23 protein-coding genes are annotated in these 23421 nt (G+C 40.1%); 10 read left to right on the forward strand and 13 right to left on the reverse strand.

Features of this window, described 5'->3' with window-relative positions; genetic code table 11:
• Positions 1-80: 80 nt before the first annotated feature.
• The 5 genes from ispC to rpsB all read right to left on the reverse strand — a co-directional run bounded on the left by ispC (position 81) and on the right by rpsB (position 4723).
• On the reverse strand, positions 81-1274 hold the full coding sequence (gene ispC / locus PSE72_RS08270) for a 1-deoxy-D-xylulose-5-phosphate reductoisomerase (RefSeq protein WP_115167783.1): 1194 nt from the start codon (positions 1272-1274) through the stop codon (positions 81-83).
• Positions 1275-1421: 147 nt separating this feature from the next.
• Complete coding sequence (gene frr, locus PSE72_RS08275; RefSeq protein WP_004908767.1) at positions 1422-1979, reverse strand: ribosome recycling factor; 558 nt, start codon at positions 1977-1979, stop codon at positions 1422-1424.
• A 107-nt stretch (positions 1980-2086) separates the two neighbouring features.
• Positions 2087-2815, reverse strand: a complete 729-nt coding sequence (gene pyrH, locus PSE72_RS08280) for a UMP kinase (protein WP_004257499.1) — start codon at positions 2813-2815, stop codon at positions 2087-2089.
• 188 nt (positions 2816-3003) lie between these two features.
• The gene (gene tsf, locus PSE72_RS08285; RefSeq protein ID WP_115167784.1) at positions 3004-3855 is read right to left on the reverse strand and encodes a translation elongation factor Ts; all 852 of its coding nucleotides are present in this window, start codon (positions 3853-3855) and stop codon (positions 3004-3006) included.
• A gap of 142 nt (positions 3856-3997) precedes the next feature.
• Positions 3998-4723, reverse strand: coding sequence for a 30S ribosomal protein S2 (rpsB, locus tag PSE72_RS08290; protein ID WP_004908759.1), 726 nt, complete (start codon positions 4721-4723; stop codon positions 3998-4000).
• Positions 4724-5375: 652 nt separating this feature from the next.
• On the opposite strand from rpsB, the gene map reads away from it, so the two are divergent.
• From map to PSE72_RS08310, 4 genes are all read left to right on the forward strand, one after another.
• Positions 5376-6173 (forward strand): type I methionyl aminopeptidase, encoded by a 798-nt coding sequence (gene map / locus PSE72_RS08295; protein WP_036957992.1) that lies wholly within the window; start codon positions 5376-5378, stop codon positions 6171-6173.
• A gap of 109 nt (positions 6174-6282) precedes the next feature.
• Entirely contained in the window at positions 6283-8919 is a 2637-nt protein-coding gene (gene glnD / locus PSE72_RS08300; RefSeq protein ID WP_115167785.1) for a bifunctional uridylyltransferase/uridylyl-removing protein GlnD, read from the forward strand.
• A 62-nt stretch (positions 8920-8981) separates the two neighbouring features.
• Positions 8982-9809 carry a 2,3,4,5-tetrahydropyridine-2,6-dicarboxylate N-succinyltransferase gene (gene dapD / locus PSE72_RS08305; protein WP_004908750.1) on the forward strand — a complete coding sequence of 276 codons (828 nt, stop codon included), beginning with the start codon at positions 8982-8984 and terminating at the stop codon, positions 9807-9809.
• A 418-nt stretch (positions 9810-10227) separates the two neighbouring features.
• Positions 10228-10608, forward strand: a complete 381-nt coding sequence (locus tag PSE72_RS08310; protein WP_004908747.1) for a DUF3461 family protein — start codon at positions 10228-10230, stop codon at positions 10606-10608.
• Between the two features lie 83 nt (positions 10609-10691).
• Here the strand turns inward: PSE72_RS08310 and PSE72_RS08315 are convergent, their stop codons facing one another.
• The 3 genes from PSE72_RS08315 to PSE72_RS08325 are packed head-to-tail and all read right to left on the reverse strand — an operon-like array spanning position 10692 to position 12267.
• A complete protein-coding gene (locus PSE72_RS08315) occupies positions 10692-11144 on the reverse strand; it encodes a flavodoxin (protein WP_115167787.1) in 453 nt (150 codons plus the stop codon).
• A gap of 21 nt (positions 11145-11165) precedes the next feature.
• Complete coding sequence (gene truC, locus PSE72_RS08320) at positions 11166-11924, reverse strand: tRNA pseudouridine(65) synthase TruC (protein ID WP_115167788.1); 759 nt, start codon at positions 11922-11924, stop codon at positions 11166-11168.
• A 7-nt stretch (positions 11925-11931) separates the two neighbouring features.
• The gene (locus PSE72_RS08325; RefSeq protein ID WP_115167789.1) at positions 11932-12267 is read right to left on the reverse strand and encodes a YqcC family protein; all 336 of its coding nucleotides are present in this window, start codon (positions 12265-12267) and stop codon (positions 11932-11934) included.
• 252 nt (positions 12268-12519) lie between these two features.
• On the opposite strand from PSE72_RS08325, the gene PSE72_RS08330 reads away from it, so the two are divergent.
• Entirely contained in the window at positions 12520-13416 is an 897-nt protein-coding gene (locus PSE72_RS08330; protein WP_115167790.1) for a DUF535 family protein, read from the forward strand.
• Between the two features lie 470 nt (positions 13417-13886).
• On the opposite strand, the gene syd is transcribed toward PSE72_RS08330, so the two are convergent.
• Positions 13887-14447, reverse strand: a complete 561-nt coding sequence (gene syd / locus PSE72_RS08335) for a SecY-interacting protein (protein ID WP_198641594.1) — start codon at positions 14445-14447, stop codon at positions 13887-13889.
• A 146-nt stretch (positions 14448-14593) separates the two neighbouring features.
• On the opposite strand from syd, the gene queF reads away from it, so the two are divergent.
• The 3 genes from queF to xni all read left to right on the forward strand — a co-directional run bounded on the left by queF (position 14594) and on the right by xni (position 17666).
• Positions 14594-15439 carry an NADPH-dependent 7-cyano-7-deazaguanine reductase QueF gene (queF, locus tag PSE72_RS08340; protein WP_115167791.1) on the forward strand — a complete coding sequence of 282 codons (846 nt, stop codon included), beginning with the start codon at positions 14594-14596 and terminating at the stop codon, positions 15437-15439.
• An 85-nt stretch (positions 15440-15524) separates the two neighbouring features.
• Entirely contained in the window at positions 15525-16892 is a 1368-nt protein-coding gene (ppnN, locus tag PSE72_RS08345; protein ID WP_198641595.1) for a nucleotide 5'-monophosphate nucleosidase PpnN, read from the forward strand.
• An 18-nt stretch (positions 16893-16910) separates the two neighbouring features.
• Complete coding sequence (gene xni, locus PSE72_RS08350) at positions 16911-17666, forward strand: flap endonuclease Xni (protein ID WP_115167792.1); 756 nt, start codon at positions 16911-16913, stop codon at positions 17664-17666.
• A gap of 54 nt (positions 17667-17720) precedes the next feature.
• Here xni and rlmM read toward each other — a convergent pair whose 3' ends face one another.
• From rlmM to PSE72_RS08365, 3 genes are read right to left on the reverse strand one after another with little or no spacing between them, the layout of a single operon-like run.
• Positions 17721-18824: a 23S rRNA (cytidine(2498)-2'-O)-methyltransferase RlmM gene (rlmM, locus tag PSE72_RS08355; protein ID WP_004908722.1), complete on the reverse strand. Its 1104-nt coding sequence runs from the start codon at positions 18822-18824 to the stop codon at positions 17721-17723.
• Positions 18817-19212 (reverse strand): DUF423 domain-containing protein, encoded by a 396-nt coding sequence (locus PSE72_RS08360; protein WP_004908716.1) that lies wholly within the window; start codon positions 19210-19212, stop codon positions 18817-18819. The genes rlmM and PSE72_RS08360 overlap by 8 nt, the downstream gene beginning before the upstream one ends.
• 27 nt (positions 19213-19239) lie before the next feature.
• A complete protein-coding gene (locus PSE72_RS08365; protein WP_004908711.1) occupies positions 19240-20181 on the reverse strand; it encodes a transcriptional regulator GcvA in 942 nt (313 codons plus the stop codon).
• Between the two features lie 697 nt (positions 20182-20878).
• Between PSE72_RS08365 and csdA the strand changes: the two genes are divergently transcribed.
• Positions 20879-22084, forward strand: a complete 1206-nt coding sequence (gene csdA, locus PSE72_RS08370) for a cysteine desulfurase CsdA (protein WP_115167793.1) — start codon at positions 20879-20881, stop codon at positions 22082-22084.
• An 18-nt stretch (positions 22085-22102) separates the two neighbouring features.
• A complete protein-coding gene (csdE, locus tag PSE72_RS08375) occupies positions 22103-22561 on the forward strand; it encodes a cysteine desulfurase sulfur acceptor subunit CsdE (RefSeq protein WP_004908705.1) in 459 nt (152 codons plus the stop codon).
• Positions 22562-22602: 41 nt separating this feature from the next.
• Here the strand turns inward: csdE and tcdA are convergent, their stop codons facing one another.
• A complete protein-coding gene (tcdA, locus tag PSE72_RS08380; RefSeq protein ID WP_004908703.1) occupies positions 22603-23418 on the reverse strand; it encodes a tRNA cyclic N6-threonylcarbamoyladenosine(37) synthase TcdA in 816 nt (271 codons plus the stop codon).
• Positions 23419-23421 lie beyond the last annotated feature (3 nt).

Consider the following 23421-nt stretch of genomic DNA (forward strand, 5'->3'; position numbering starts at 1 on the left):
GTTATTTTTCTTTTTTTAAACACGTCACATATTAAAGAGTTATTATGGCTATCAGCAACTAAATAAAACACATACCAGCGCTAAATTGTCTGAGCGATTATTTTTTCTGCATTTTTACGTGCTCGCTCGTCGATTTCTAAGACCTCTTCAATTGAAACAGGTTCAGAAAAAACTTGGCTATCTAATACACTGTGGTTAATTTTTGCTATATCCGTAAAGCGTATTTTGCCTTCAAGAAAGGCCGCAACAGTCACTTCATTTGCACCATTAAGCGCGGTTGTAGCGGCTTGCCCTTGGTGGCAGGCATCGATTGCGAGCTTCAAGCAAGGATAGCGTTGGTAGTCAGGCTGAACAAACGTTAATGATGAAAGCGTTGCAAAATCAAGAGGTTTTGCACCAGATATGATACGTTGAGGATAAGCCATGCTATATGAAATCGGAGTGCGCATATCAGGCGTACCCAGTTGTGCTATCACGCTGCCATCTTTATACCGAACCATAGAATGAATAACCGATTGAGGATGGATAATTACTTCCATCTGCTCAGCATTCGCATTAAAAAAGTAGCAAGCCTCAATATATTCTAGACCTTTATTCATCATTGTCGCTGAATCAACTGATATTTTTCGTCCCATTGACCAATTTGGATGGTTACATGCTTCATCAGGTGTCACGTTATCAAAATGCGATAATGGTGTATCCCTAAAAGGCCCGCCAGAACCGGTCAAAACAATACTTGAAATACCCGAGGCTGATAAATCAGCAAAGCCTAAATTGCGTTGAATAATTTCCGGTAAACTTTGGAAAATAGCATTATGCTCGCTATCAATAGGAAACACGGTTGCATTGTGCTTACGAATCTCATTAAAGAATAAACGGCCACTGGTAATTAAAGACTCTTTATTCGCTAATAATATTCTTTTACCTTTACGTATTGCAGCCAAGGTAGGAAGTAAACCGGCAACTCCGGTAATTGCTGACATAACTTGGTCGGCATCATCAAGGCCCGCAAGGTCAATAGCCGCTTGTTTTCCTGACAAAACCTCAGTATTGCAGTTATTCTCAATCAAAATAGTTTTTAAGGCTTTTGCTGATAATTCATCCGCCATTGAGACATATTTCGGATTAAACTCAAGGCACTGTTTCGCCATTTCAGTGACATTTTTTCCTGCCACTAAAGCAACAATTTGAAATTTTTCGGGATTTTGGCGAACAACAGAAAGTGTATTTGTACCAATTGAGCCTGTAGAACCTAGGATTGTCAGACGTTTCATAGTGATTGAGTACTCTGTATTAATTCAATACTGAGATTATATCAGCTTAGAGGTTAGAAAGGATTTTTTAATAAACTTGAAAAATAATAAAGCCACGCTAACGCACACTTTTACCGTCTGCATTGGTGGCTTTATTATTATGATGGATTAAAATTCCATCAACTCTGCTTCTTTTTGCGCTAATGCTTCATCAACTTTCTTGATGTAGTTATCAGTCAGTTTTTGGATATCATCTTGTGAACGACGTTCGTCATCTTCACTGATTTCTTTATCTTTCAGTAACGCTTTGACTTTGTCGTTAGCGTCACGGCGAACGTTACGAACTGCGATACGACCTTGCTCTGCCTCACCACGGACCACTTTAATTAAGTCTTTACGACGTTCTTCCGTTAATGGAGGAAGTGGAACACGGATAACAGTACCCGCTGATGACGGGTTCAGGCCCAAATCTGATGCCATGATTGCTTTTTCAATCGCTGGTGACATGCTACGGTCAAAAACCGAAATAGCTAATGTCCGTGAATCTTCAACAGTGACGTTAGCTAATTGGCGCAAAGGTGTCGCTGAACCGTAGTACTCAACAGTAATGCCATCTAATAGGCTTGGCGATGCACGGCCGGTGCGAACTTTACTAATTTGGTTTTTGAATGCTTCAAGGCTCTTTTCCATACGGTCTTGAGCATCTTTTTGGATTTCGTTAATCACGTTTTCAACCCTTAAGAACTGGTTATTAAAGGCCGCATGCGACCTCGCTTAAATTGTCTGAATTTATATTAGATAATACATTTAAACTCAGGTCATGTCTCTGAGTATTAATTGTGAGAAATCAGAGTTCCTTCATTTTCGCCCATAACTACGCGTCGTAGAGCGCCCGGCTTATTCATATTGAATACGCGAATCGGTAAGTTATGGTCACGTGCTAATGTGAATGCCGCTAAGTCCATCACTTTAAGTTCACGTTCCAACACTTCTTGGTAGCTCAGATTTTCATAAAGAACTGCGTCAGGGTCTTTAGCAGGGTCTGCTGAATAAACACCATCAACTTTTGTTGCTTTTAACACAACATCCGCTTCAATTTCAATACCACGTAGGCACGCAGCGGAGTCTGTTGTAAAGAATGGGTTTCCTGTTCCTGCCGAAAAAATAACAACGCGGCCGTGACGTAACAAGCTAATGGCCTCTGCCCAGCTATAGTTATCACAGACACCGTTAAGCGGGATCGCAGACATCAGTCTTGCATTCACATAGGCGCGATGTAATGCATCACGCATCGCGAGTCCGTTCATCACCGTTGCTAGCATTCCCATGTGGTCTCCGACAACACGGTTCATCCCAGCTTGTGCCAAACCAGCACCACGAAACAGGTTACCACCGCCAATAACCACACCGACCTGTATACCCAGTTCTATGAGTTCTTTAATTTCCTGAGCCATACGATCTAAAACGCTAGCATCGATACCAAAACCTTCTGCGCCTTGTAAGGCTTCGCCACTTAATTTAAGCAGAATACGCTGATAAACGGGTTTTGCATTGGTTGCCATGGTGTTCTGTCCTAACAGATATTTATTGGGGTAACACACGCAGAATCACATGGTTCTACGTACCTAAAATTTTTAATCAGTTTAAATATAATTTTTTATACACAAATTCTAGCGTATGCCGATGACGCTAACATCGAGGGGAATATATGTATATAAAACAGAGCCGCCAATTGGCGGCCCTTAGTTGATTACTTGCTCATCGCAGCAACTTCTGCTGCAAAGTCAGTTTCAACTTTCTCGATACCTTCACCTACTTCGAAACGAAGGAAACCAGAAACAGTAGCACCTTTCTCTTTCAGTAAGTCACCAACAGATTTGCTTGGGTCCATTACGAAAGGCTGGCCAGTCAGAGAGATTTCGCCAGTGAATTTGTTCATGCGACCGATAACCATTTTTTCAGCGATTTCGCGTGGTTTACCAGATTGCATCGCGATGTCTAACTGAATTTGATGCTCGTGAGCAACAACATCAGCAGGAACATCATCTGGAGTTACATATTCAGGTTTGCTTGCAGCGATATGCATAGCGATGTGTTTCAGTAATTCTTCGTCAGCGCCTTCAGCCGCAACTAAAACACCAATACGAGCACCGTGCAGGTAGCTACCTACTTGTGCGCCTTCCAGAATAGCAACACGACGAATATTGATGTTTTCACCAATTTTCGCAACTAATGTTGTACGAGCTTCTTCGAATGTTGCTTTCAGTGCATCGATATCAGCATTTTTGTCAGCGACAACAGAAGCTAAAACTTCTTTACCGAATGCTAAGAAACCTGCATCTTTAGCAACGAAGTCAGTTTCGCAGTTCAGCTCAACCAGAGCACCTGTTTTACCACCGTTGAAAACTTCAGTCAGGATAACACCTTCAGCTGCAACGCGACCTGCTTTTTTAGCCGCTTTTGCTTGACCTGATTTACGCATGTTATCAATCGCTAATTCGATGTCGCCATTAGCTTCAACAAGTGCTTTTTTACATTCCATCATACCTGCGCCAGTACGTTCGCGCAGTTCTTTTACCAATGCAGCGGTAATTCCAGACATGTGATTTATTCCTCGATATTCCCCGTGGGAGTCTTCCCCACGTGGATAGTTCTGATTCATATATAGAAGGGGCCTAAATCAGGCCCCTTCTAACATATAGCAGTACCTGTATAGCAATACCTAAATAAGGGTTTGAGCCTTATTATTCAGCTTCTACTAAGCTTTCTTCTGCTTGAACAGCCAGATCTTGTGAACGACCTTCACGAACGGTGCTTGCTACAGCGCCCAGATACAGTTTGATTGCACGGATTGCATCATCGTTACCAGGGATAACGAAGTCGATACCGTCTGGATCAGAGTTAGTATCAACGATAGCAAATACTGGGATACCCAGGTTGTTTGCTTCTTTGATAGCAATGTGTTCGTGGTCTGCATCGATAACGAACAGAGCGTCAGGTAAACCGCCCATATCTTTGATACCGCCTAAGCTGTTTTCTAACTTACCAAGTTCACGAGTACGCATCAGCGCTTCTTTCTTAGTCAGTTTGTCGAAAGTACCGTCTTGTGATTGAATTTCTAAATCTTTCAGACGTTTGATTGACTGACGAACGGTTTTCCAGTTAGTCAACATTCCGCCTAACCAACGGTGGTTAACGAAATACTGATCACAGCTGTTAGCAGCTTCTTGAACGGCTTCGCTTGCAGCACGTTTAGTACCGACAAACAGAATTTTGCCTTTACGAGAAGCAATTTTAGTCAACTCAGCCAGAGCTTCGTTGAACATTGGAACAGTTTTTTCCAGGTTGATGATATGAACTTTGTTACGCGCACCGAAAATGAAAGGTTTCATTTTTGGGTTCCAGTAACGAGTCTGGTGACCAAAGTGTACGCCTGCTTGTAACATATCGCGCATGGAAACAGTTGCCATTTAATACCTCTGTATTTAAGTAATTGGGGTTATGCCTCCACAAATCCCATGCTACCGACTCCAAAGCTGCGTTTAAAAACGCATAAGAGCACCCCGGTGCACGTGTCGATTTGTGTGTGTTATTACACAATTGAGTTTTAAGTTTCGCACATCCAATATTTTTATCAGCGGCTTCATCTTGACGCCATAAAATGACATTTCGATGATGGTGATAAGAAATAATATGGATTGCCGGCGCGCTTTATACCATAAAACCAACCTAGAAGCCAACTTTTGTTGTTTTTTTCGCTCACAAAAGCGCCTAAAAGTGGATTTGATTTAAAGCCATTGACCTGAGCAATATTTAACCATTGCTCAGCTCAATTATAGACGCTATTTGGCAAGATAAAAAAGCCTTATTTTTGCAATGCCTTCTAGATGACCTTCATTATTACTTTGCATTTTGTGCTGTTAAAAGCTCAAAATGAACAAGCTCCACTCCTTTACTTATCTACTATAAAGAGACTTCGACTTTCGAATCCGTTCGATAGCTAGTTGGCAGAAAATGCGGTGGCTGTTACCATATGTCTCATCGATGTAAAATGGGCTCCCTATTTTTACCCCTCTTTTTTAACATGCCGTTAATCAATGTTGGCATGAATGGACTACACTCATGGCTATTATTATCAAAACTGAAGAAGATATTCAGAAAATGCGCGTTGCTGGCCGCTTAGCCGCAGAAGTATTAGAAATGATTGCTCCGCACGTTGTGCCGGGAGTTAGTACGGGTGAATTAGATCGCCTATGTCATCAACATATTGTTGACGTACAGCAAGCTATCCCTGCGTGCCTGAATTATCACGGTTTTCCTAAATCAGTTTGTATATCCGTCAATGATGTCATCTGCCACGGCATTCCTAGTGATGATAAAATTTTGAAAGATGGCGATATTGTCAATATTGATGTTACCGTCATTAAAGATGGCTTCCATGGCGATACCTCCAAAATGTTTATCGTTGGTAAACCGACGATTCAAGGTGAGCGCCTGTGCCAAGTCACACTAGACAGCTTGTATTTGGCAATTCGTATGGTTAAACCGGGTATTCGCTTACGAACTTTAGGTAAAGCCATTCAAGAATTTGTCGAAAAACAAGATTTCTCTGTTGTGCGTGAATATTGCGGCCACGGCATTGGCCAAGGTTTTCATGAAGAACCACAAGTTCTACACTACGACGCTGACGACAGTGGCGTAGTCCTGCAAAAAGGGATGACTTTTACCATTGAGCCTATGGTCAATACAGGCGATCATCGTATTCGTACGATGAAAGATGGTTGGACAGTAAAAACCAAAGACCGCGGCTGGTCTGCCCAATATGAACATACGTTAGTTGTGACAGATAACGGCTGTGAAATCCTCACACTGCGTAAAGAAGAAGAACCGTTTATCTCTGCAGTATTAGTTAACGAATAATCTTCTCTGTAGAGCCTTCCTAACCGAAGGCTCTTCCTCTGTTCATTTTTATCAAAAAACCGTAAGCTGGTAGCTAAGCCCCTATTGCTATCAATACGGAAAGATAAAGATGACTGTAAATTCAGCTTCCTACCTACCCCCTCATCAATTTAGTGCTCATGACCTTGAGCTTAATTCATTAAGGCAACATGTCGATAATTTTGATCAGTGGCTCGAAGAGGCTTTCAACCAAGGTAAAGATGTTGTCGATCTCATTCACTTACGTAGTGACTATCTTGATGCCTTACTAACGCGATTATGGCAATCCTTTCAATTTGATAAGCAACCAGATATGTCACTAATCGCTGTTGGGGGTTATGGACGCCATGAATTGCACCCACTTTCTGACATTGATATTTTAGTGTTAAGCAAAACCCCTCTTCCAGAGCACATTGCTAGCGAAATTGGGCAATTTATTACTCTATTGTGGGATCTACGCTTTGATATCGGCCACAGTGTTCGTTCGCTGGCTGAATGCATTGAAGCCGGAAATGCAGACCTAACCACTGCAACTAATCTCATTGAATCACGGCTAATTTGTGGTGATGTCACCCTGTTTTTACAATTACAAAAAACCATTTTTAGCGATGATTTTTGGCCTTCCGCGGTCTTTTTTGCTGCAAAAATTGAAGAACAACAAGAACGTCATCAACGCTACCATAGCACCAGCTATAATTTAGAACCTGATATTAAAAGTAGCCCAGGGGGATTGCGAGATATCCATACATTACTGTGGGTCGGCAGGCGCCATTTTGGCGCAACCACCGTCGATGAAATGGTGGGCTTTGGCTTTCTCACCGAAGAAGAGCGCCAAGAACTCAAAGAGTGCTTAATGTTTTTATGGAAAATTCGCTTTGCACTCCATTTAGTGGTGAAACGTCATGATAATCGTCTACTATTTGACCGCCAGTTTAGTGTAGCTCGGTTACTGGGTTATGAGGGCGAAAAAAACCAACCCGTTGAACGAATGATGAAAGATTTCTATCGTGTCACTCGCCGGGTGAGAGAACTCAATCAAATGCTATTACAATTATTTGATGAGGCCATTTTAACGCTTAACCCTAACGAAAAACCACGCCCTATTGATTCGCTATTCCAATTACGCGGGTCATTGATTGATGTTATTGATGAAGAGTTATTTATTAAGCAGCCAGCCGCTATTTTAAAAATGTTTTATCAAATGGCTCGCTATCCAAATATTACAGGGATCTATTCCACCACATTACGTCAGCTTCGTTATGCACGCCGTAACCTTTCAGTGCCATTATGTGAAATTCCTGAAGCCCGAAAACTGTTTATCAAAATTCTACGCCACCCCAGAGCAATCAAAGGTGCTTTTGTTCCCATGCACCTTCATAGTGTATTAAGCGCTTACACACCGCTATGGGGCAATATCGTCGGGCAAATGCAGTTCGACCTATTCCATGCATATACCGTTGATGAACATACTATTCGTGTGCTGCAAAAAATTGATAGCTTTACCTTAGAAGAAAACCGGCGAGATCACCCTCTTTGCGTTAGTGTTTATCCTAAATTATTGCAACCTGAGCTTTTACGATTAGCGGCAATTTTCCACGATATCGCTAAAGGTCGCTCAGGAGATCACTCCGATCTCGGCTCTGAGTTTGTTTATGATTTTGCCTTACTGCATGATTTTTCTACCAAAGAAGCTGAATTGGCGTCATGGTTGGTGAAAAATCACTTATTGATGTCAGTAACCGCTCAACGACGTGATATTCAAGACCCTGATGTCATTAAACAATTTGCAGAGGAAGTGAAAACCGTTTCACGACTTAACTACTTGATGTGTTTAACTGTTGCCGATATTTGTGCGACAAATAGCACGCTGTGGAATAGTTGGAAACAGAGTTTAATTCGTGAACTATTTTTATCAACAGAACACCAGTTAAATCAAGGCATGCAAAGCACCCCTGACTTACGTGAACGCATTCGTCACCATCGTTATCAGGCTTTATCATTACTGCGCCAATCATCCATTGATGAAGAAAAACTACAAGGGTTATGGTCCCGCTGCCATGCAGATTATTTTTTACGTCACACTCCATCCCAATTAGCATGGCATGCTAAGCACCTACTGGCCCATGATTTGAGCCAGCCTTTAGTGTTAATCAGCACGCAACCTAAACATGGCGGAACAGAAATTTTTATTTGGTGCCATGATAAACCCCATTTATTTGCCGCTGTTGCCAGCGAATTAGATCGACGAAATTTAAGCATTCACAGTGCTCAAATTTTTACTAACAAAGACAATATGGCCATGGATACCTTCGTCGTACTTGAGCCTAACGGTAGCCCCCTATCCAAAGACAGATACGATCATATTCGAAAAATGTTGTTATTAGCCGTTCAGCAACCCGAAATTTCACTGCCTAAGCCACGTACTTTACCGTCAAAGTTACGTCACTTTACCGTGCCAACAAAAGTTAATTTTCTACATTCCACTAACGAACGTCGCACTTATATGGAGTTGTTCGCTTTGGACCAACCTGGTTTATTAGCTCGCATCGGTCATATTTTTGCTCAAATGGAAATTTCTCTGTATGGCGCGCGCATCACCACAATTGGCGAAAAAGTGGAAGATTTCTTTGTGTTAGCAGATAAAGATCACAAAGCGTTGACTAAAAATATGCAACAAGAGTTATCAGAAAGGTTGACAGAAACCCTAAAATCGAAGGATAAAATATAGCGTCCATCACATTTTCATGGTGAACGTTCACTTTTATGTCATTCAAGAGGAAAATACAATCAATGCAGCATTTACAAGCGATCATTGAACAAGCGTTCGAAGAGCGAGCCAGTATCACACCAAATACTGTATCAAGTTCGGTAAAACAAGCCGTGCTAGATACCATTGCATTACTCGATAGCGGCAAATTGCGTGTAGCTGAAAAAATTGCCGGTGTTTGGGTTACCCATCAATGGCTGAAAAAAGCGGTTTTATTATCATTTCGCATTCAAGATAACCAAGTGATTGACGGTGCAGAAAGCCGTTATTTCGATAAAGTGCCGATGAAATTTGCAGATTATGACCAAGCTCGCTTCGAGAAAGAAGGCTTCCGAGTTGTTCCTCCAGCGGCTGTACGTAAAGGCGCTTATATCGCTAAAAATAGCGTATTAATGCCATCTTATGTCAATATTGGTGCCTACGTTGATGAAGGCACCATGGTGGATACATGGGCAACCGTGGGCTCATGTGCGCAGATTGGTAAAAACGTGCATTTATCTGGTGGCGTGGGTATTGGTGGTGTCTTAGAGCCACTACAAGCCAACCCAACGATTATTGAAGACAACTGCTTTATTGGTGCTCGTTCCGAAGTGGTCGAAGGGGTGATTGTTGAAGAAGGCTCCGTTATTTCAATGGGGGTTTATCTGGGACAAAGCACCAAAATCTATGACCGTGAAACAGGTGAAATTCATTACGGCCGAGTCCCTGCTGGCTCCGTAGTTGTATCGGGAAATTTACCATCAAAAGATGGTCGCTATAGCCTATATTGCGCAGTCATTGTTAAAAAAGTCGATGAAAAAACTCGCGGCAAAGTCGGTATTAATGAATTATTAAGAACGATTGATGAGTAATTAATCACCTAGAATCTCATACCAAACCTGTTACTGGTTTTTATAATAAGTTTTTGTCGTGAGCCATTGTAATTAGGTTAAAAATCGAAGCTATCCCGAATCGCATACACTCGTATGCAACTCGGGTGGCCATATCAGCGTTACCTTTTAATATTAGCGCATTAATTGCAAAGAGAAGTTTGTCAATTTCTAGAAATCGCGCATAATATGTCCGTAGCTTTTGCCGTTTACCTCTAATAAAACTGTATTATTTTATTTTTCATTATAATGATGCTGTTTGCGTAATAACATCATTCAATCTATCACCCAGATGGGTAGAATAGATAACTTCTTAACGAGAAATAGACCGATATTGTTACGGCCTGCTCACACTATCACTTTGTTCACCGACTCTGTCTCTACAGTAAAGCGAGCTAACATGTACGATAATTTGAAAAGTTTAGGCATCAGTAACCCTCAAGACATCGACCGCTACACCTTACGCCAAGAAGCGAATAATGACATTTTAAAAATTTATTTTCGCAAAGATAAAGGGGAGTTTTTCGCTAAAAGCGTAAAATTCAAATATCCACGCCAGCGTAAAACCATTGCGGATGGTAATAATAATTTCAAAGAAATTAATGAAATTAACACTAACCTGCGTTATGCCATCGAAGAATTAGACCAAATTTGCCAAACAGATCAAACTGACATTGATTTAAAACACAAAATTCTTGATGATTTACGCCATCTTGAACATGTGGTTTCAAACAAGATCGCGGAAATTGAAGCGGATCTAGAAAAATTGACCCGTAAATAATTTACAGGCGAAACGATTGATTTACTGCGCCGTAGTACTGCCGATATTTATCATTAATACTGGTAATACTACGGTGCAGACATTTAAAGTAACTCAGCCCATGCTTCAACCCAAGGCTTAGCAAACTCCTCGGGAACATCGACTTCAATCGCATCAATAAATAAAATATCACCAATACGGGTTGCTGATTGCTCAGATAACAACTCATCAAAACGAATACCAGCGCCACAAAAACTTTCATAACTGCTATCGCCTAAAGCAATTAGGCCATAACGCAAATCCGGTTGATAACCGACAACATCTTTGATTTCACTATATAACGGGGCGATTGTATCAGGCAAATCCCCTTGCCCTGTCGACGAAGTAACAATAAGTGCAATTTCATTGCCTGAATTATAAAGTTGCCAATCATTCAAGGTGGGCTCATCAAAAACAACCACTTCATGCCCTTGCTGCTCTAAAATTTCTTGTGCCGTTTCCGCAACAGCTAAAGAGTTCCCATAGACAGTTCCAACAAAAATGCCTATTTTTGACATAACATTCCCTCTATTTCATAGTTAACTTGATGAGTTAATGACGTTTATCCCTAATTTTGCAACTTTATCTGACCATCCAAATTGCTCAATTAATGACAACCATTGTGTATCCCACGTGGCAACTAACGATATATTTTCTTTTGTTATTGGGTGATTTAAATTTAATAAGCTGGCATGTAACATCAAGCGAGACACTGAAAAATGTGTATTCACCCCTCTATTCTGCCGTAAGTCTCCATGCTTGCTATCACCAATAATAGGGTGACGAAGGTGAGACATATGCCTTCTCAATTGATGTTTACGACCAGTTTCAGGTTTTAATTCAACTAAACTAAATCTTGATGTTTCATATCGCCCAATCGCAATGGCGCACTCAACTGTTGCTATCGGTTTACAGTGGGTAACGCATTCCTGTAGAACAGGTTCACGTGACGCATGTTTATCCGCTATTTTATCTAACTCTTCTAATAGCGGATAATCGATGGTTTGCTCTTCGGTTAAATAACCACGAACAACGGCGTGATACACTTTTTCTAACTGGTGGTTTTCAAATTGAGCCGATAACAGCCTTGCAACCTCACTCGATAATGCAAAAAGTAATATACCTGAGGTAGGCCTGTCGAGACGATGAATGGGATAAACATACTGGCCAATTTGATCACGTAATGTTTGCATCACAAATACGGTTTCTTTACTGTCCAGCCAACTGCGATGCACTAGCATCCCCGCAGGCTTATTCACTGCCACCATATATTCGTCGTGATAAATAATTTCCAGCATCAATAAATTACCCGCTGGTCTTTGTTGAGAAAAAACCGTCTAACTCACGCAAATAATCAATAATTAGCGTGTATTGCTCTTCTTCATCATGCTTATAAGCTTCTTCAAAATAAGGTGCGACTGCAAAATTAGTCGGCAAAGTCGCCCCTTGTTCAATTAGCATTTGAAGACGAGGTATCAAAATCCACTGCAGCCACTCTATAGCCTCCATCGTATCAATACAAAAAGGCTCTACACTGTTAAAGGCTTCCGGTAAAGGTGGCTGTTCATTCCAAAGGAATTTTAATTTCATTTCCTCTTCTAAGTGGCGAAGTTTCTCAATGATACGTTGTTCAATATTCATACTTAAACTCATTTAGTGATGACTGTGGCAAATATACGGTATTTTCTATCATAATTCTGTCGGATAAATGGGGTTAAACGTTAGCAAATACAAGTTTATTTATTTTACTTATCTATAACTATTATCGTGTCTATTAAACTAACAGCCCGTTTAATAAGATTCGTTTATATTTCGTTGCAGATAACACATGTATGATTAAATGTTTTATTAATTTAGTACTTACAAAATAATTAACAATAAAATGGTTTATCTATGGGACGACTAAAACAGTGGCGCAAGGAAAGTAAAACTTGGAAAGCTTTAAACTCTAAGTTTATTGAATTTAAAAGAAAAGTACGCATTTCAAAGCTGCCTTCGTCACAATATCAGCATTATCAATTTATGTGTCAAAACTACCGTAGCGCCCAATTTTCTTCAGTTATTGAAGGCGTTCCTCACTTTATTGAGCGCCCTATCAATAAATACCTACATAAAAATTGGAGTGGAAAACAAAAGTTATTAACCGCCAGCTACACTCTCAATTTAATTGAAAATACCTTTAAACCTGAAGCTATTAAAACTATGTTTTGTACAAAGCGAAAAGGGCTTATCGTGGCAAACATTGAATTAAAATCAGGAGAGTTCGCTCAATTGACCTTGATTTATTCTCAATACCCTCGGGAAGGCGATCTCACTTTGCACTTGAGAAATGAAACTGGCGACGATATTTATTTAATGAGCTTTTCCTTCGGCCCTGAAGGACAACTATACGTGTGCTCTTTACAAGGCCCTTCCACTGAACAAAGTGTCGACCAAGTTAGATTGATTACTAAACAGATGCACGGCATGAGACCAAAAAACTTATTAATGTCAGCCGTTTATGCAGTGGCAAGCTTCTTTCAGGTAAAATCAATATTAGGAATTTCAAACCAGTGCCATATTAAGAGCCAACATTTGAAATCAAGCTACGATACGTTTTGGCAAGAATGTGGTGCAACAAAAACACCTGATGGTTGGTTCCAATTACCCATTCAAGAGCCCATACGAGATATTGAATCAGTGAAAAGCCAGCGTCGTGCTGAATTTCGCCGCCGAGAAGCACTACGCGAGGCCATGACTCAAGATATTATTACCTCGTTAACCGAAAATTCAATTAAATTAGAGCATTGATTTTTAATATATTAGACTATCTTTAGTACTTTAATATCGCTCAGCTACAATAAATTCATAACTAAAAAAGCCAGTCAACCTAAGCTGACTGGCTCATACTTTAAAATTTACGCATCCTGCAAAATGACTTCCCGTCATTCAACATCCTGTTGATTAAAACAAATTCATAGATTCGTCATCTAGTCGCGTTCCATCGCTTTGTTTTAAATAATTTTTACACCTCACATAAAGGTATAAAAAGCTAAACGAGTTTACCCTGTCCAGCGAGATAAGAATGCATTAAATCTATTAATGAAACAACCTAGCAAAATAAACAATAAAGCAGTAAAAACATACGCAAAGCGCCAACGAGGTAGTAACGCCATGAAATTAAAAGTTAAATAATTATCATTACAATATAAAGAATGTTTTTTAAGAAATTACTTAACTCAATTGTAGGTATTTACTTACACAAATCCGCTTAAAAACACTTACCCCTGAGTTTCAACAACAACCCCTAGTTCATCCAGAAAACTTGTTAAATTCGAAGAAAGTATACGCCTGTCCTGACTACCAAATTTTTCTAATATAATTTCTCCCGAGAGATTACACATTGATATCATTTCAATCTCAGACTCTAAAGTCGCGATGAACAGCGTGGGGGGTAGTTTTAAACGCTTTTGAGTGACTAAATGACCAATTAAATTCTCTTGCAAACGGATGAAGTCATCTTCATTCCAAACCTGCACTAAACTCAGCGTAATATCACGAAATGTGGCTTTCATATCGCCAGCAAGCTGTGTCGTATAAAAAGTATGGATATCACTTTGTAAATTAATCTCCAATGCTGTCGCGACTTTATCCAAGTTCGCATCCTTTATTGGAAATGCTTGAGGCTCCCAGTAAACCCAATTTTCACCTGTACGGACAATACAGGGAGATGGAATGCCATATAAATCTGTTGAGGCAGGAGGTAACCCCGTTTGTTGATGCCATTGTGAAACATATTTCTGAGTAAAATTTTGTAGTGCGGCAGAATGTGATGTGTTCATAATTATGTGTTTTTTGTAGTCAATTTAAAGAGAATGGCGTCAATGTTGACGATAAATGGTATTATGACAGAAGTTCGCAGACGAAGAAAATATCCTAATTTTTTCCTGTTAGCCTCATTTTCAGTTTATGAAGTATAAGGACCCCTATGTCACACTACCAGAATAATCCCGCACTTAATAATTTAACTCTTGGGAAAAAAACGGCTTATCATGACCAGTATGATGCCACATTATTGCAAGCCGTCCCTCGTAGCTTAAATCGTGATCCTTTAGCCATTCACGCTAAGTCGCTTCCATTTCACGGTGCTGACATTTGGACAATGTACGAGCTTTCATGGCTAAATCAGCGTGGTGTTCCTCAAGTAGCGATAGGCTCGATTAGTGTTGTTGCAAATAGCGAAAATTTAATTGAATCTAAAAGTTTTAAGCTTTATCTAAACAGTTTTAACCAAACGCGTTTTGAAACTTGGGAAAATGTGCGAAGCGCTTTGCAAAATGATTTAAGCCGCTGTGCTAATGGGCAAGTAAGCGTTACACTTCATAAATTAGAGCATTTTTCTCATCAACCTATCCAGCCACTACTTGGCGCATGCATTGATGAGCAAGAGATTGACATTGATAATTATGAGTTTAATCGTGACTATTTGGCGAATTGTACCCAACAACAGGTCGTCGACGAAACGTTAGTGAGCCATTTATTAAAATCAAACTGTTTAATTACTAACCAACCTGACTGGGGCTCTGTACAGATTCACTATCGTGGACCAAAAATTGATCGAGAAGCCTTATTACGCTACTTAGTTTCATTTCGCCATCATAATGAGTTTCACGAACAATGCGTTGAGCGCATTTTCACTGATATTATGCAATTATGTAAACCTGAAAAATTAAGTGTTTACGCACGCTATACTCGCCGTGGAGGGCTTGATATAAACCCATGGCGTAGCAATGAAGAATTTATGCCTGAATTAGGTCGCTTATCACGACAATAAGTACATATAGTTGAAAAGTAAGTGTAATTAATACATTTGCAGTACAATTCACATATCAAGACCCCATGGGGTAAAGGAGTACTACTTGATTACTCATATCAGTCCATTAGGATCTATGGATCTACTCTCTCAACTTGAAGTTGATATGCTAAAACGTACGGCCAGTAGCGATTTGTACCAATTATTTAGGAATTGCTCCTTAGCCGTTTTGCATTCAGGCAGCTTAACTGATAGCAGTAAAGAGCTATTAGAAAAAAGTAAAGACTTTGATATCAATGTATTACGCCGGGAGCGTGGCGTTAAACTTGAACTTATCGAGCCACCAGAAAAAGCCTTTGTTGATGGTAAAATCATCCGCACCTTACAAGCAAACCTGTTTGCCGTCTTACGTGATATTTTATTCGTTCATGCGCAAATTACGCATGCCAAAGAACAATTTAATCTAGACCTCGAAAACGGCACGCATATCACCAATATGATTTTCTCTATCTTGCGTAATGCTCGCGCACTACATATTGATGAAGACCCAAGTATGATTGTTTGCTGGGGGGGCCACTCGATTAATGAAATTGAATACCAATATGGCCGTAAGGTGGGTAATGAGCTTGGCCTACGTGAACTAAATATCTGTACAGGTTGTGGTCCCGGAGCCATGGAAGCACCCATGAAAGGTGCCGCTGTTGGCCATGCCCAACAACAATACAAAAATAGCCGTTTTATCGGTTTAACTGAACCTTCAATTATTGCTGCTGAGCCACCAAACCCATTAGTGAACGAGCTCATCATTATGCCTGATATCGAAAAACGTTTAGAGGCATTCGTTCGATTAGGTCATGGGATTATTATCTTCCCTGGAGGCGTCGGAACCGCCGAAGAGCTGCTTTATTTACTTGGTATCTTGATGGATCCGGCTAACAGTGAACAAGTTCTACCATTGATTTTAACGGGTCCAAAAGAAAGTGCAGAATACTTTGAAGTGTTAGACGATTTTATTCGTCACACTTTAGGTGATGAAGCCAGTAAGCATTACCAAATTATTATTGACGATGCACCAGAAGTTGCCCGTGTGATGAAACGTAGCATGCCACAAGTTAAAGAAAATCGCCGTAGCACTGGCGATGCCTATAGCTTCAACTGGTCCATTAAAATTGCTCACGATTTACAGCATCCATTCGAACCAACGCATGAAAATATGGCATCACTGAGCCTACATCCAGGGCAAGCCCCTGAAAAATTGGCTTCAGATTTACGCCGTGCTTTCTCCGGTATTGTGGCTGGTAACGTGAAAGAATTTGGTATGAAAGCCATAGAAAAGCATGGACCATTCAAAATTCACGGCGATAGTGAGCTAATGAAGCGTATGGATGTGCTATTACAAGGCTTCGTTGAACAACATCGTATGAAATTACCGGGTGGTACGGCATATGAACCTTGCTATGAAATCGTGAAATAAGTAAATGATGGCGTATTTATGATCCACTTATTAATTATTGATGCATTAAACTTAATACGCCGTATCCACGCGGTGCAAGGAAGCCCGTGTGGAGAAACTTGTTTATCTGCAATATCGCAGTTGATCGCCCACACTAATGCCACACACGTTGTTACGGTGTTCGATGAAGAAGGGCGTCATCAAAGCTGGCGCCATGAAAAACTGCCCGATTACAAAGCAGGTCGGCAACCTATGCCTGAAAATTTGCATGCTGAGCTCCCCGTATTAATAGCCTTATTTAAAGAAAAAGGGATTCACTGTTGGCAGTCTGAAGGAGATGAAGCCGATGATTTAGCCGCTACCTTAGCAACACGTATTGCAGGTTCGGGGCACACTGTCACCATCGTATCCACAGATAAAGGTTACTGCCAGCTACTTGCCCCTAACTTAAGAATTCGTGATTATTTTCAAAAGCGCTGGCTTGATATTCCTTTTATCGAAAAAGAATTTGGCGTTTCTCCTGAGCAGCTCCCTGATTATTGGGGACTTGCTGGGATCAGTAGTAGTAAAGTTCCTGGTGTTGCGGGCATTGGCCCCAAAAGTGCGACAATACTCTTGCAGCAATACCACTCAATTGAAAATATATTTGCCAATTTAGATAAAATTGAAGAGAAATGGCAGAAAAAGCTAATCAATCAGCAGGAGATTGCATTGATTTGCCGAGATATTGCGACGTTAAGAACCGATATTGTGCTCCAAGGAAATTTAAATCAGCTGCGTTATACAACCAACTAGTAGAAATAAAAAGGCCACTTCATTAGTGGCCTTTTTATTGACTGAATTTATGAATTAATAATACTCACGTGCCATCGGATTCGCCGACCATACCCTCATCACATGTACAGTCACTTCTTCTCGGTCATGATAAAGCTGCTTCGCTTGAATCAACACATTAACGCCTTGTTCTTTAAGCTGTATTTTCATCTTTTCTAAGATATGTGAGACTTCTTCATAGCGCTTTTTCATCGGCAATTTTAAGTTAAAAATGGCCTCTCGGCACCAACCTTGAGCAAGCCAATCCGTCATTAATGCAGCAACTTTAGCTGGTTTTTCGACCATATCACAGACTAACCAAGTGATGTTATGGGAAGTAGGCTTAAATTTAAAACCATCTTCACGGTGATGCTTAACTTGCCCTGTATCCATAAGGCTTTCCGCCATAGGACCATTATCTACAGCATCGACCATCATACTGCGTTTCACCAATTGATAAGTCCATCCCCCTGGACATGCTCCAAGATCTACAGCTTTCATTCCACTTGCTAGACGCTCCTCCCATTCTTCATAAGGAATAAAGACATGGAAAGCTTCCTCAAGTTTTAAGGTTGAACGGCTCGGGGCATCTGATGGGAATTTTAACCTTGGGATCCCCATATAGAAATTCGAACTATTATTAGTATATGAATACCCGGTATAGCAGCAACCTGGGGCAATAAAGAATACATGAATAACTGGTCGCTTAAAATTTTCAAGTGGTAATAAGATTTTTTCTTTACGTAATGCATTACGCAAAGGTACCGTAAACTTGCGGCAAAACTTTAGCAATTCTTTCGATTCGTTGGTATCAGCAACTTCAACACGGAGATCTCCTGCCCGCACAACTTGCTGACTCAATGCATTTACAATCGGGGTAATACGGTCTTCAGGCGGTAAATCCTTAAGTAAGTCCCCTATTACAATCATTTGACGAGCAAAAATTAATTCTCGAAAAGGTAACGTTCGTGCGAGTGTATCCGCATCTTCTGCTTGGTAGCACTCAAAAATAACATAACCACTATTTTCTTTTACGCGGGCAAAACCATAAATTTCTTTTTGCCCAGCTTTATCTGTAATCTCTGCTGCACATTCTTTTTCAAAGCCTGGACGGCAATATAGTGCAATTTTATTACTCATTGCGTGACGCCGATTTCCTTAGACGCATAGCGCCAATAACCACTAACAGCCAACCAATTAGGAAACATACACCACCTATTGGCGTAAAATAAGAAAAGTATTTTACCTGCAATAGTGCCATACAATAAAGGCTACCGCTAAAAAGAAGTATCCCAACAGAGAAAAACACACCTGACCAGTAGAACCACAGAATAATTTTACGTAATAGAATTGCCCCGAGCACCATCAATGCAACAGTATGCAACATTTGATAACGTAGCCCGATTTCAATCCAGTCCATTTGGTGGACACTCATAATTGACGATAACGCGTGTGAACCAATAGCCCCAAAAGCAACAGTAAAGAAGCCACTAATTCCAGCGAAAATTAACATCAAACGACTATTCACAGTAACACCTTTTATTTAAATACTTGATTACTGAATAAGCGCCACATCTTGGTCACCCGTAATAAAGCCTAATTTCTCTTGTTCACTTGCCGCCTGCCCAAGAATCCATTGGCGAAATGCAGCTATTTTGCCTAAATCAGCCTGATTTTCTTGGCAAACTAAGTAAAATGCATTTTTACTAACTAATACCTCACTAAAGGGACAAACTAAGCGCCCTGCATCAATTTCATTTTTAGCCATCACATTATTCGTTAGTGCAATTCCTTGACCATGAACCGCGGCTTGAATAACCATAGCGCTATGACTAAAAATAGGACCTTGCTGTACATTAACTACATTTTGTAACTCTAGTTGCTTAACATATGCTTGCCAGTCCCTTCGTGAAGAATCGTGAAGTAACGTATGTTTTGCTAAATCCTCAGGATTTTTTAGTTGGCGATCCCCTGTTAATAAAGATGGTGAACATACTGGCATTAAATATTCAGCATAAAGCCTATCTGTTCTTAGCCCAGGCCAATTACCTTTACCGTAGAAAATAGCGACATCAACGTCATCTGCCAATTTATCTTCTTCTCTATCTACAGCTTGGATCCGCACATCAATTCCGGGATAGGCTTGATTAAAACCAGAAAGCCTTGGTACCAGCCACTGAATCGCAAAACTTGGGGATAAACTCACCGTTAATGCCCCTTTTGCACTTCTAGCTTGTAATTTACGTGTCGCCTCGTTCAAAGAAGAAAAAATCTCTTTAATATCAAGATAATAGCTTTGACCTTCTTCTGTCAATAGCAATGAACGATTGCGTCGACGAAACAATTTCAACCCAAGGAAATCCTCCAAACTTTTCATTTGGTGGCTAACGGCCGCTTGAGTTACAAATAATTCTTCTGCTGCCTTAGTAAAACTTAAATGACGAGCTGCAGCATCAAAGACTCTCAGAGCATTTAGGGGCGGTAATCTTTTAGACATAATCACTTCTACTTGGCATCTTGTTATGCATTAGTTTTTTTCATCCGAAGCATTATAATTTGTCCCTTGAGGATACGCTAGTAAATACCTATAGTATGCACACTTCCTAAGCCGGAACGAAAAGTTACAGAGTTTAGTTACTTTGAAACTTTTGGCTTTGTGGTTGTGATGTTGTGTTTGCAAGTTGTCTGGTTGAACCAGACCTTTGTAGCTTTAGCTACTGTTTTTTCACTTCCTGTACATTTACCCTGTCTGTCCATAGTGATTTTATATAGTGCACCGCCAACGCGCGGTGCTTTTTTTTACTCTTTTTTTAATATTTTAATGGTATTTACTTAAACAATTTAACTTAACAAATACAGATATCTATAGATAATTACTAGTGTACCGAAAAAACTATCAGTAAGATATTTAAGATAAATCTTGAAAATTATTTACTAAGTGCTGAAAAAAATAACTTTATAAGTTAAAGGCATTGTATTGTAATGCAAAACACTGAATCATCTTGAAACCACATCGAGAATAATGCTAACAATTAATACCAAACGTAACAAAATATTTCAATGATTAGATTAAAAAATGATGCGTTTAAATTAATCAGAAATAACCATAAATGTACTAATAAATGTACAATCCATTAATACAGCACTCAGTAATATCAAATCACATTGAAATTTTGACTAAAAAGAAAATACTCATGAATCATTTCAGCGCCGCCACATTTCGTCTCGCTTTTCCAGCGATAGACTCACCAACACTATTTTTTGATAGTGCAGCTACAGCATTAAAGCCCATTGCCATGATCAATGCATCAAATGACTATTATCGCTTGTCAGGCAGTTCGGTATATCGCGGGCAATCACCTGAATCATTAAAATTAACCCGTGACTATGAACTAGGTCGAATTCGTGCGGCGAAATATATTCATGCTTCAAGTGAAAAAAATATTATTTGGACTCGCGGAACAACAGAGTCAATTAATTTAATTACACAAGGTTATTTTCGCTCAAGATTACAGCCTAACGATGAAATTATTGTCAGCGAAATAGAACATCATTCAAATTTATTACCTTGGATTATGCTTTCACAGCAAACTGGTGCCAAAATTATAAAATGGCCGGTTGAAAAAAACCTGACGTTGAACCTTGATGTTCTCAAATCTAAATTATCGGAAAAAACGAAAGTCATCGCTATCACACAAATGTCTAATGTAACTGGCTATCAGCCAGATATACAGATGGTGACTCAGCTTGCTCACCAAGTAGGGGCGCTAGTCGTTGTTGATGGAGCACAAGGTGTCGTTCATAGTCCTATAAATGTCAGTGAGCTAAATATCGATTTCTATGTATTTTCAGCACATAAGTTATATGGGCCGACTGGGCTTGGGGTTTGCTACGCCAAAGCAGAACTTTTAGAGCAAATGACTCCTTGGCATGGTGGAGGAAAAATGTTGACTCACGTCACATTTGATAATTTCACTCTTGCCCCTATTCCCCAACGATTCGAAGCAGGAACACCGAATATTGCAGGGGTAATTGCCTTTTCGGCTACTCTAGAGTGGCTGGAAAAAATAAATTTAACACTAGCAGAAACATATACTTGCTCATTAATCGAATATGCAGCTAAAAAACTGTCGGCGCTACCCGGCTTTATTAGCTATAGTGTACCTCATTCTCCTTTGCTATCATTTAACTTCAAAGATGTTCACCATAGTGATCTGGGAGCCCTCTTGACCGAGCAAAATATTGCATTACGCTATGGTCAACATTGCACCCAACCATTAATGGATGCATTAAATATAAGTGGCTGCTTGCGCATCTCAATGATGCCTTACAATAACCAGCAAGATGTCGATAAATTTATCGATGCAGTTACTGTTTCACTTTCTATACTCAATGAATAAATCAATAAAGGAAGCCTAATGACTTCGACTAACCATGAACTTGCTCCGCACCCATTCGGTACAGAGATTAAAATTCAAGAAATAGTTGAACAGTTTTCCACACATAAAGCATGGGAAGATAAATATCGTTTATTAATTCAATTGGCGAGAAAGTTGCCAGCATTGTCTGATGATGAAAAGCTGCAAACTCAAGAAGTTAAAGGCTGTGAAAACCGTGTTTGGATAGGCGCACTACTGAATGATGATGAAACATTTCATTTTTATGGGGATAGTGAAGGCCGAGTAGTGAAAGGATTATTTGCCATTTTGTTAGCTGCAGTTGAGCAAAAAACAGCGAAAGAGATTATGGAAATTGATTTTAATCACTTACTAACTCAAACCGGCTTACCTGGGCAGCTCAGTGAATCGCGCCAAAATGGTATTCAGTCACTCATTACTGCAATTCAAAATATTGCTAATGAAATGACGCCTGCATAATTCATTGGATGAGGCTATCTATTGCAATAGCCTCATTCACTTTACTGTTTTTCCATTTCCCGTTGTGATTTTGCTATCATCTTTTTAAGTGCATGTGAAACAGCAATAAACCCAAAACTAGCCGTAACCATAGTAACCGCACCAAAGCCTGAAGCGCAGTCCATTCGCTTTGAACCATCCGCAGTGCTTTTTGCCGCACACACAGTACCGTCGCTTTGTGGATAAACAAGCTGTTCGGTAGAAAAAACACAATCAATCCCAAGCTTTCCTTTTCCATTTTTAACGACGTTAAAATCGGATTTTAAGCGTTCTCGTAACTTAGCCGCTAATGGGTCTTGAACTGTTTTAGCCAAGTCCACTACTTGAATTTTTGTTGGGTCGATTTGCCCACCAGCACCGCCTGTGGTGATAACGGGTATTTTAAAGCGCCTACAATACGCTAACAGCGCAGCTTTAGGCCTTACACTATCAATCGCATCAATAACATAATCAAACCCCGCATCAAGGTAATGAGCGACATTATCAACCGTAATAAAATCATCAATAACATTCACTACACATTCGGGGTTAATTTCTAAAATACGATTTTTCATCACATCAACTTTTGGCTGCCCAACGGTCGATTTGATGGCATGTAATTGCCGATTAGTATTAGTCACACAGATATCATCCATATCAATCAATGTGATATGCCCAATACCTGAACGAGCAAGTGCCTCAGCGGCCCACACACCTACCCCACCAATACCAATGACACAAATGTGGGAACGTGCAAAAAGATGAAGAGCATGTTGCCCATATAAACGCCCGATCCCAGCAAAACGCTGCATCCAAGCATCAGAAAGCTTAGCTTGCATAAT

The organism is Providencia sp. PROV116 (assembly GCF_028482485.1).
Classification (GTDB): domain Bacteria; phylum Pseudomonadota; class Gammaproteobacteria; order Enterobacterales; family Enterobacteriaceae; genus Providencia; species Providencia rettgeri.

What these genes read in the sequence shown, in the direction of transcription:
- rpsB (WP_004908759.1), bottom strand. Translation starts at nt 4,723, where the DNA reads ATGGCAACTGTTTCCATGCGCGATATGTTACAAGCAGGCGTACACTTT.
- PSE72_RS08315 (WP_115167787.1), bottom strand. Translation starts at nt 11,144, where the DNA reads ATGTCAAAAATAGGCATTTTTGTTGGAACTGTCTATGGGAACTCTTTA.
- ispC (WP_115167783.1), bottom strand. Translation starts at nt 1,274, where the DNA reads ATGAAACGTCTGACAATCCTAGGTTCTACAGGCTCAATTGGTACAAAT.
- tcdA (WP_004908703.1), bottom strand. Translation starts at nt 23,418, where the DNA reads ATGCAAGCTAAGCTTTCTGATGCTTGGATGCAGCGTTTTGCTGGGATC.
- dapD (WP_004908750.1), top strand. Translation starts at nt 8,982, where the DNA reads ATGCAGCATTTACAAGCGATCATTGAACAAGCGTTCGAAGAGCGAGCC.
- PSE72_RS08330 (WP_115167790.1), top strand. Translation starts at nt 12,520, where the DNA reads ATGGGACGACTAAAACAGTGGCGCAAGGAAAGTAAAACTTGGAAAGCT.
- PSE72_RS08310 (WP_004908747.1), top strand. Translation starts at nt 10,228, where the DNA reads ATGTACGATAATTTGAAAAGTTTAGGCATCAGTAACCCTCAAGACATC.
- syd (WP_198641594.1), bottom strand. Translation starts at nt 14,447, where the DNA reads ATGAACACATCACATTCTGCCGCACTACAAAATTTTACTCAGAAATAT.
- xni (WP_115167792.1), top strand. Translation starts at nt 16,911, where the DNA reads ATGATCCACTTATTAATTATTGATGCATTAAACTTAATACGCCGTATC.
- csdE (WP_004908705.1), top strand. Translation starts at nt 22,103, where the DNA reads ATGACTTCGACTAACCATGAACTTGCTCCGCACCCATTCGGTACAGAG.
- queF (WP_115167791.1), top strand. Translation starts at nt 14,594, where the DNA reads ATGTCACACTACCAGAATAATCCCGCACTTAATAATTTAACTCTTGGG.
- tsf (WP_115167784.1), bottom strand. Translation starts at nt 3,855, where the DNA reads ATGTCTGGAATTACCGCTGCATTGGTAAAAGAACTGCGCGAACGTACT.
- pyrH (WP_004257499.1), bottom strand. Translation starts at nt 2,815, where the DNA reads ATGGCAACCAATGCAAAACCCGTTTATCAGCGTATTCTGCTTAAATTA.
- map (WP_036957992.1), top strand. Translation starts at nt 5,376, where the DNA reads ATGGCTATTATTATCAAAACTGAAGAAGATATTCAGAAAATGCGCGTT.
- PSE72_RS08365 (WP_004908711.1), bottom strand. Translation starts at nt 20,181, where the DNA reads ATGTCTAAAAGATTACCGCCCCTAAATGCTCTGAGAGTCTTTGATGCT.
- csdA (WP_115167793.1), top strand. Translation starts at nt 20,879, where the DNA reads ATGAATCATTTCAGCGCCGCCACATTTCGTCTCGCTTTTCCAGCGATA.
- glnD (WP_115167785.1), top strand. Translation starts at nt 6,283, where the DNA reads ATGACTGTAAATTCAGCTTCCTACCTACCCCCTCATCAATTTAGTGCT.
- truC (WP_115167788.1), bottom strand. Translation starts at nt 11,924, where the DNA reads ATGCTGGAAATTATTTATCACGACGAATATATGGTGGCAGTGAATAAG.
- rlmM (WP_004908722.1), bottom strand. Translation starts at nt 18,824, where the DNA reads ATGAGTAATAAAATTGCACTATATTGCCGTCCAGGCTTTGAAAAAGAA.
- PSE72_RS08325 (WP_115167789.1), bottom strand. Translation starts at nt 12,267, where the DNA reads ATGAATATTGAACAACGTATCATTGAGAAACTTCGCCACTTAGAAGAG.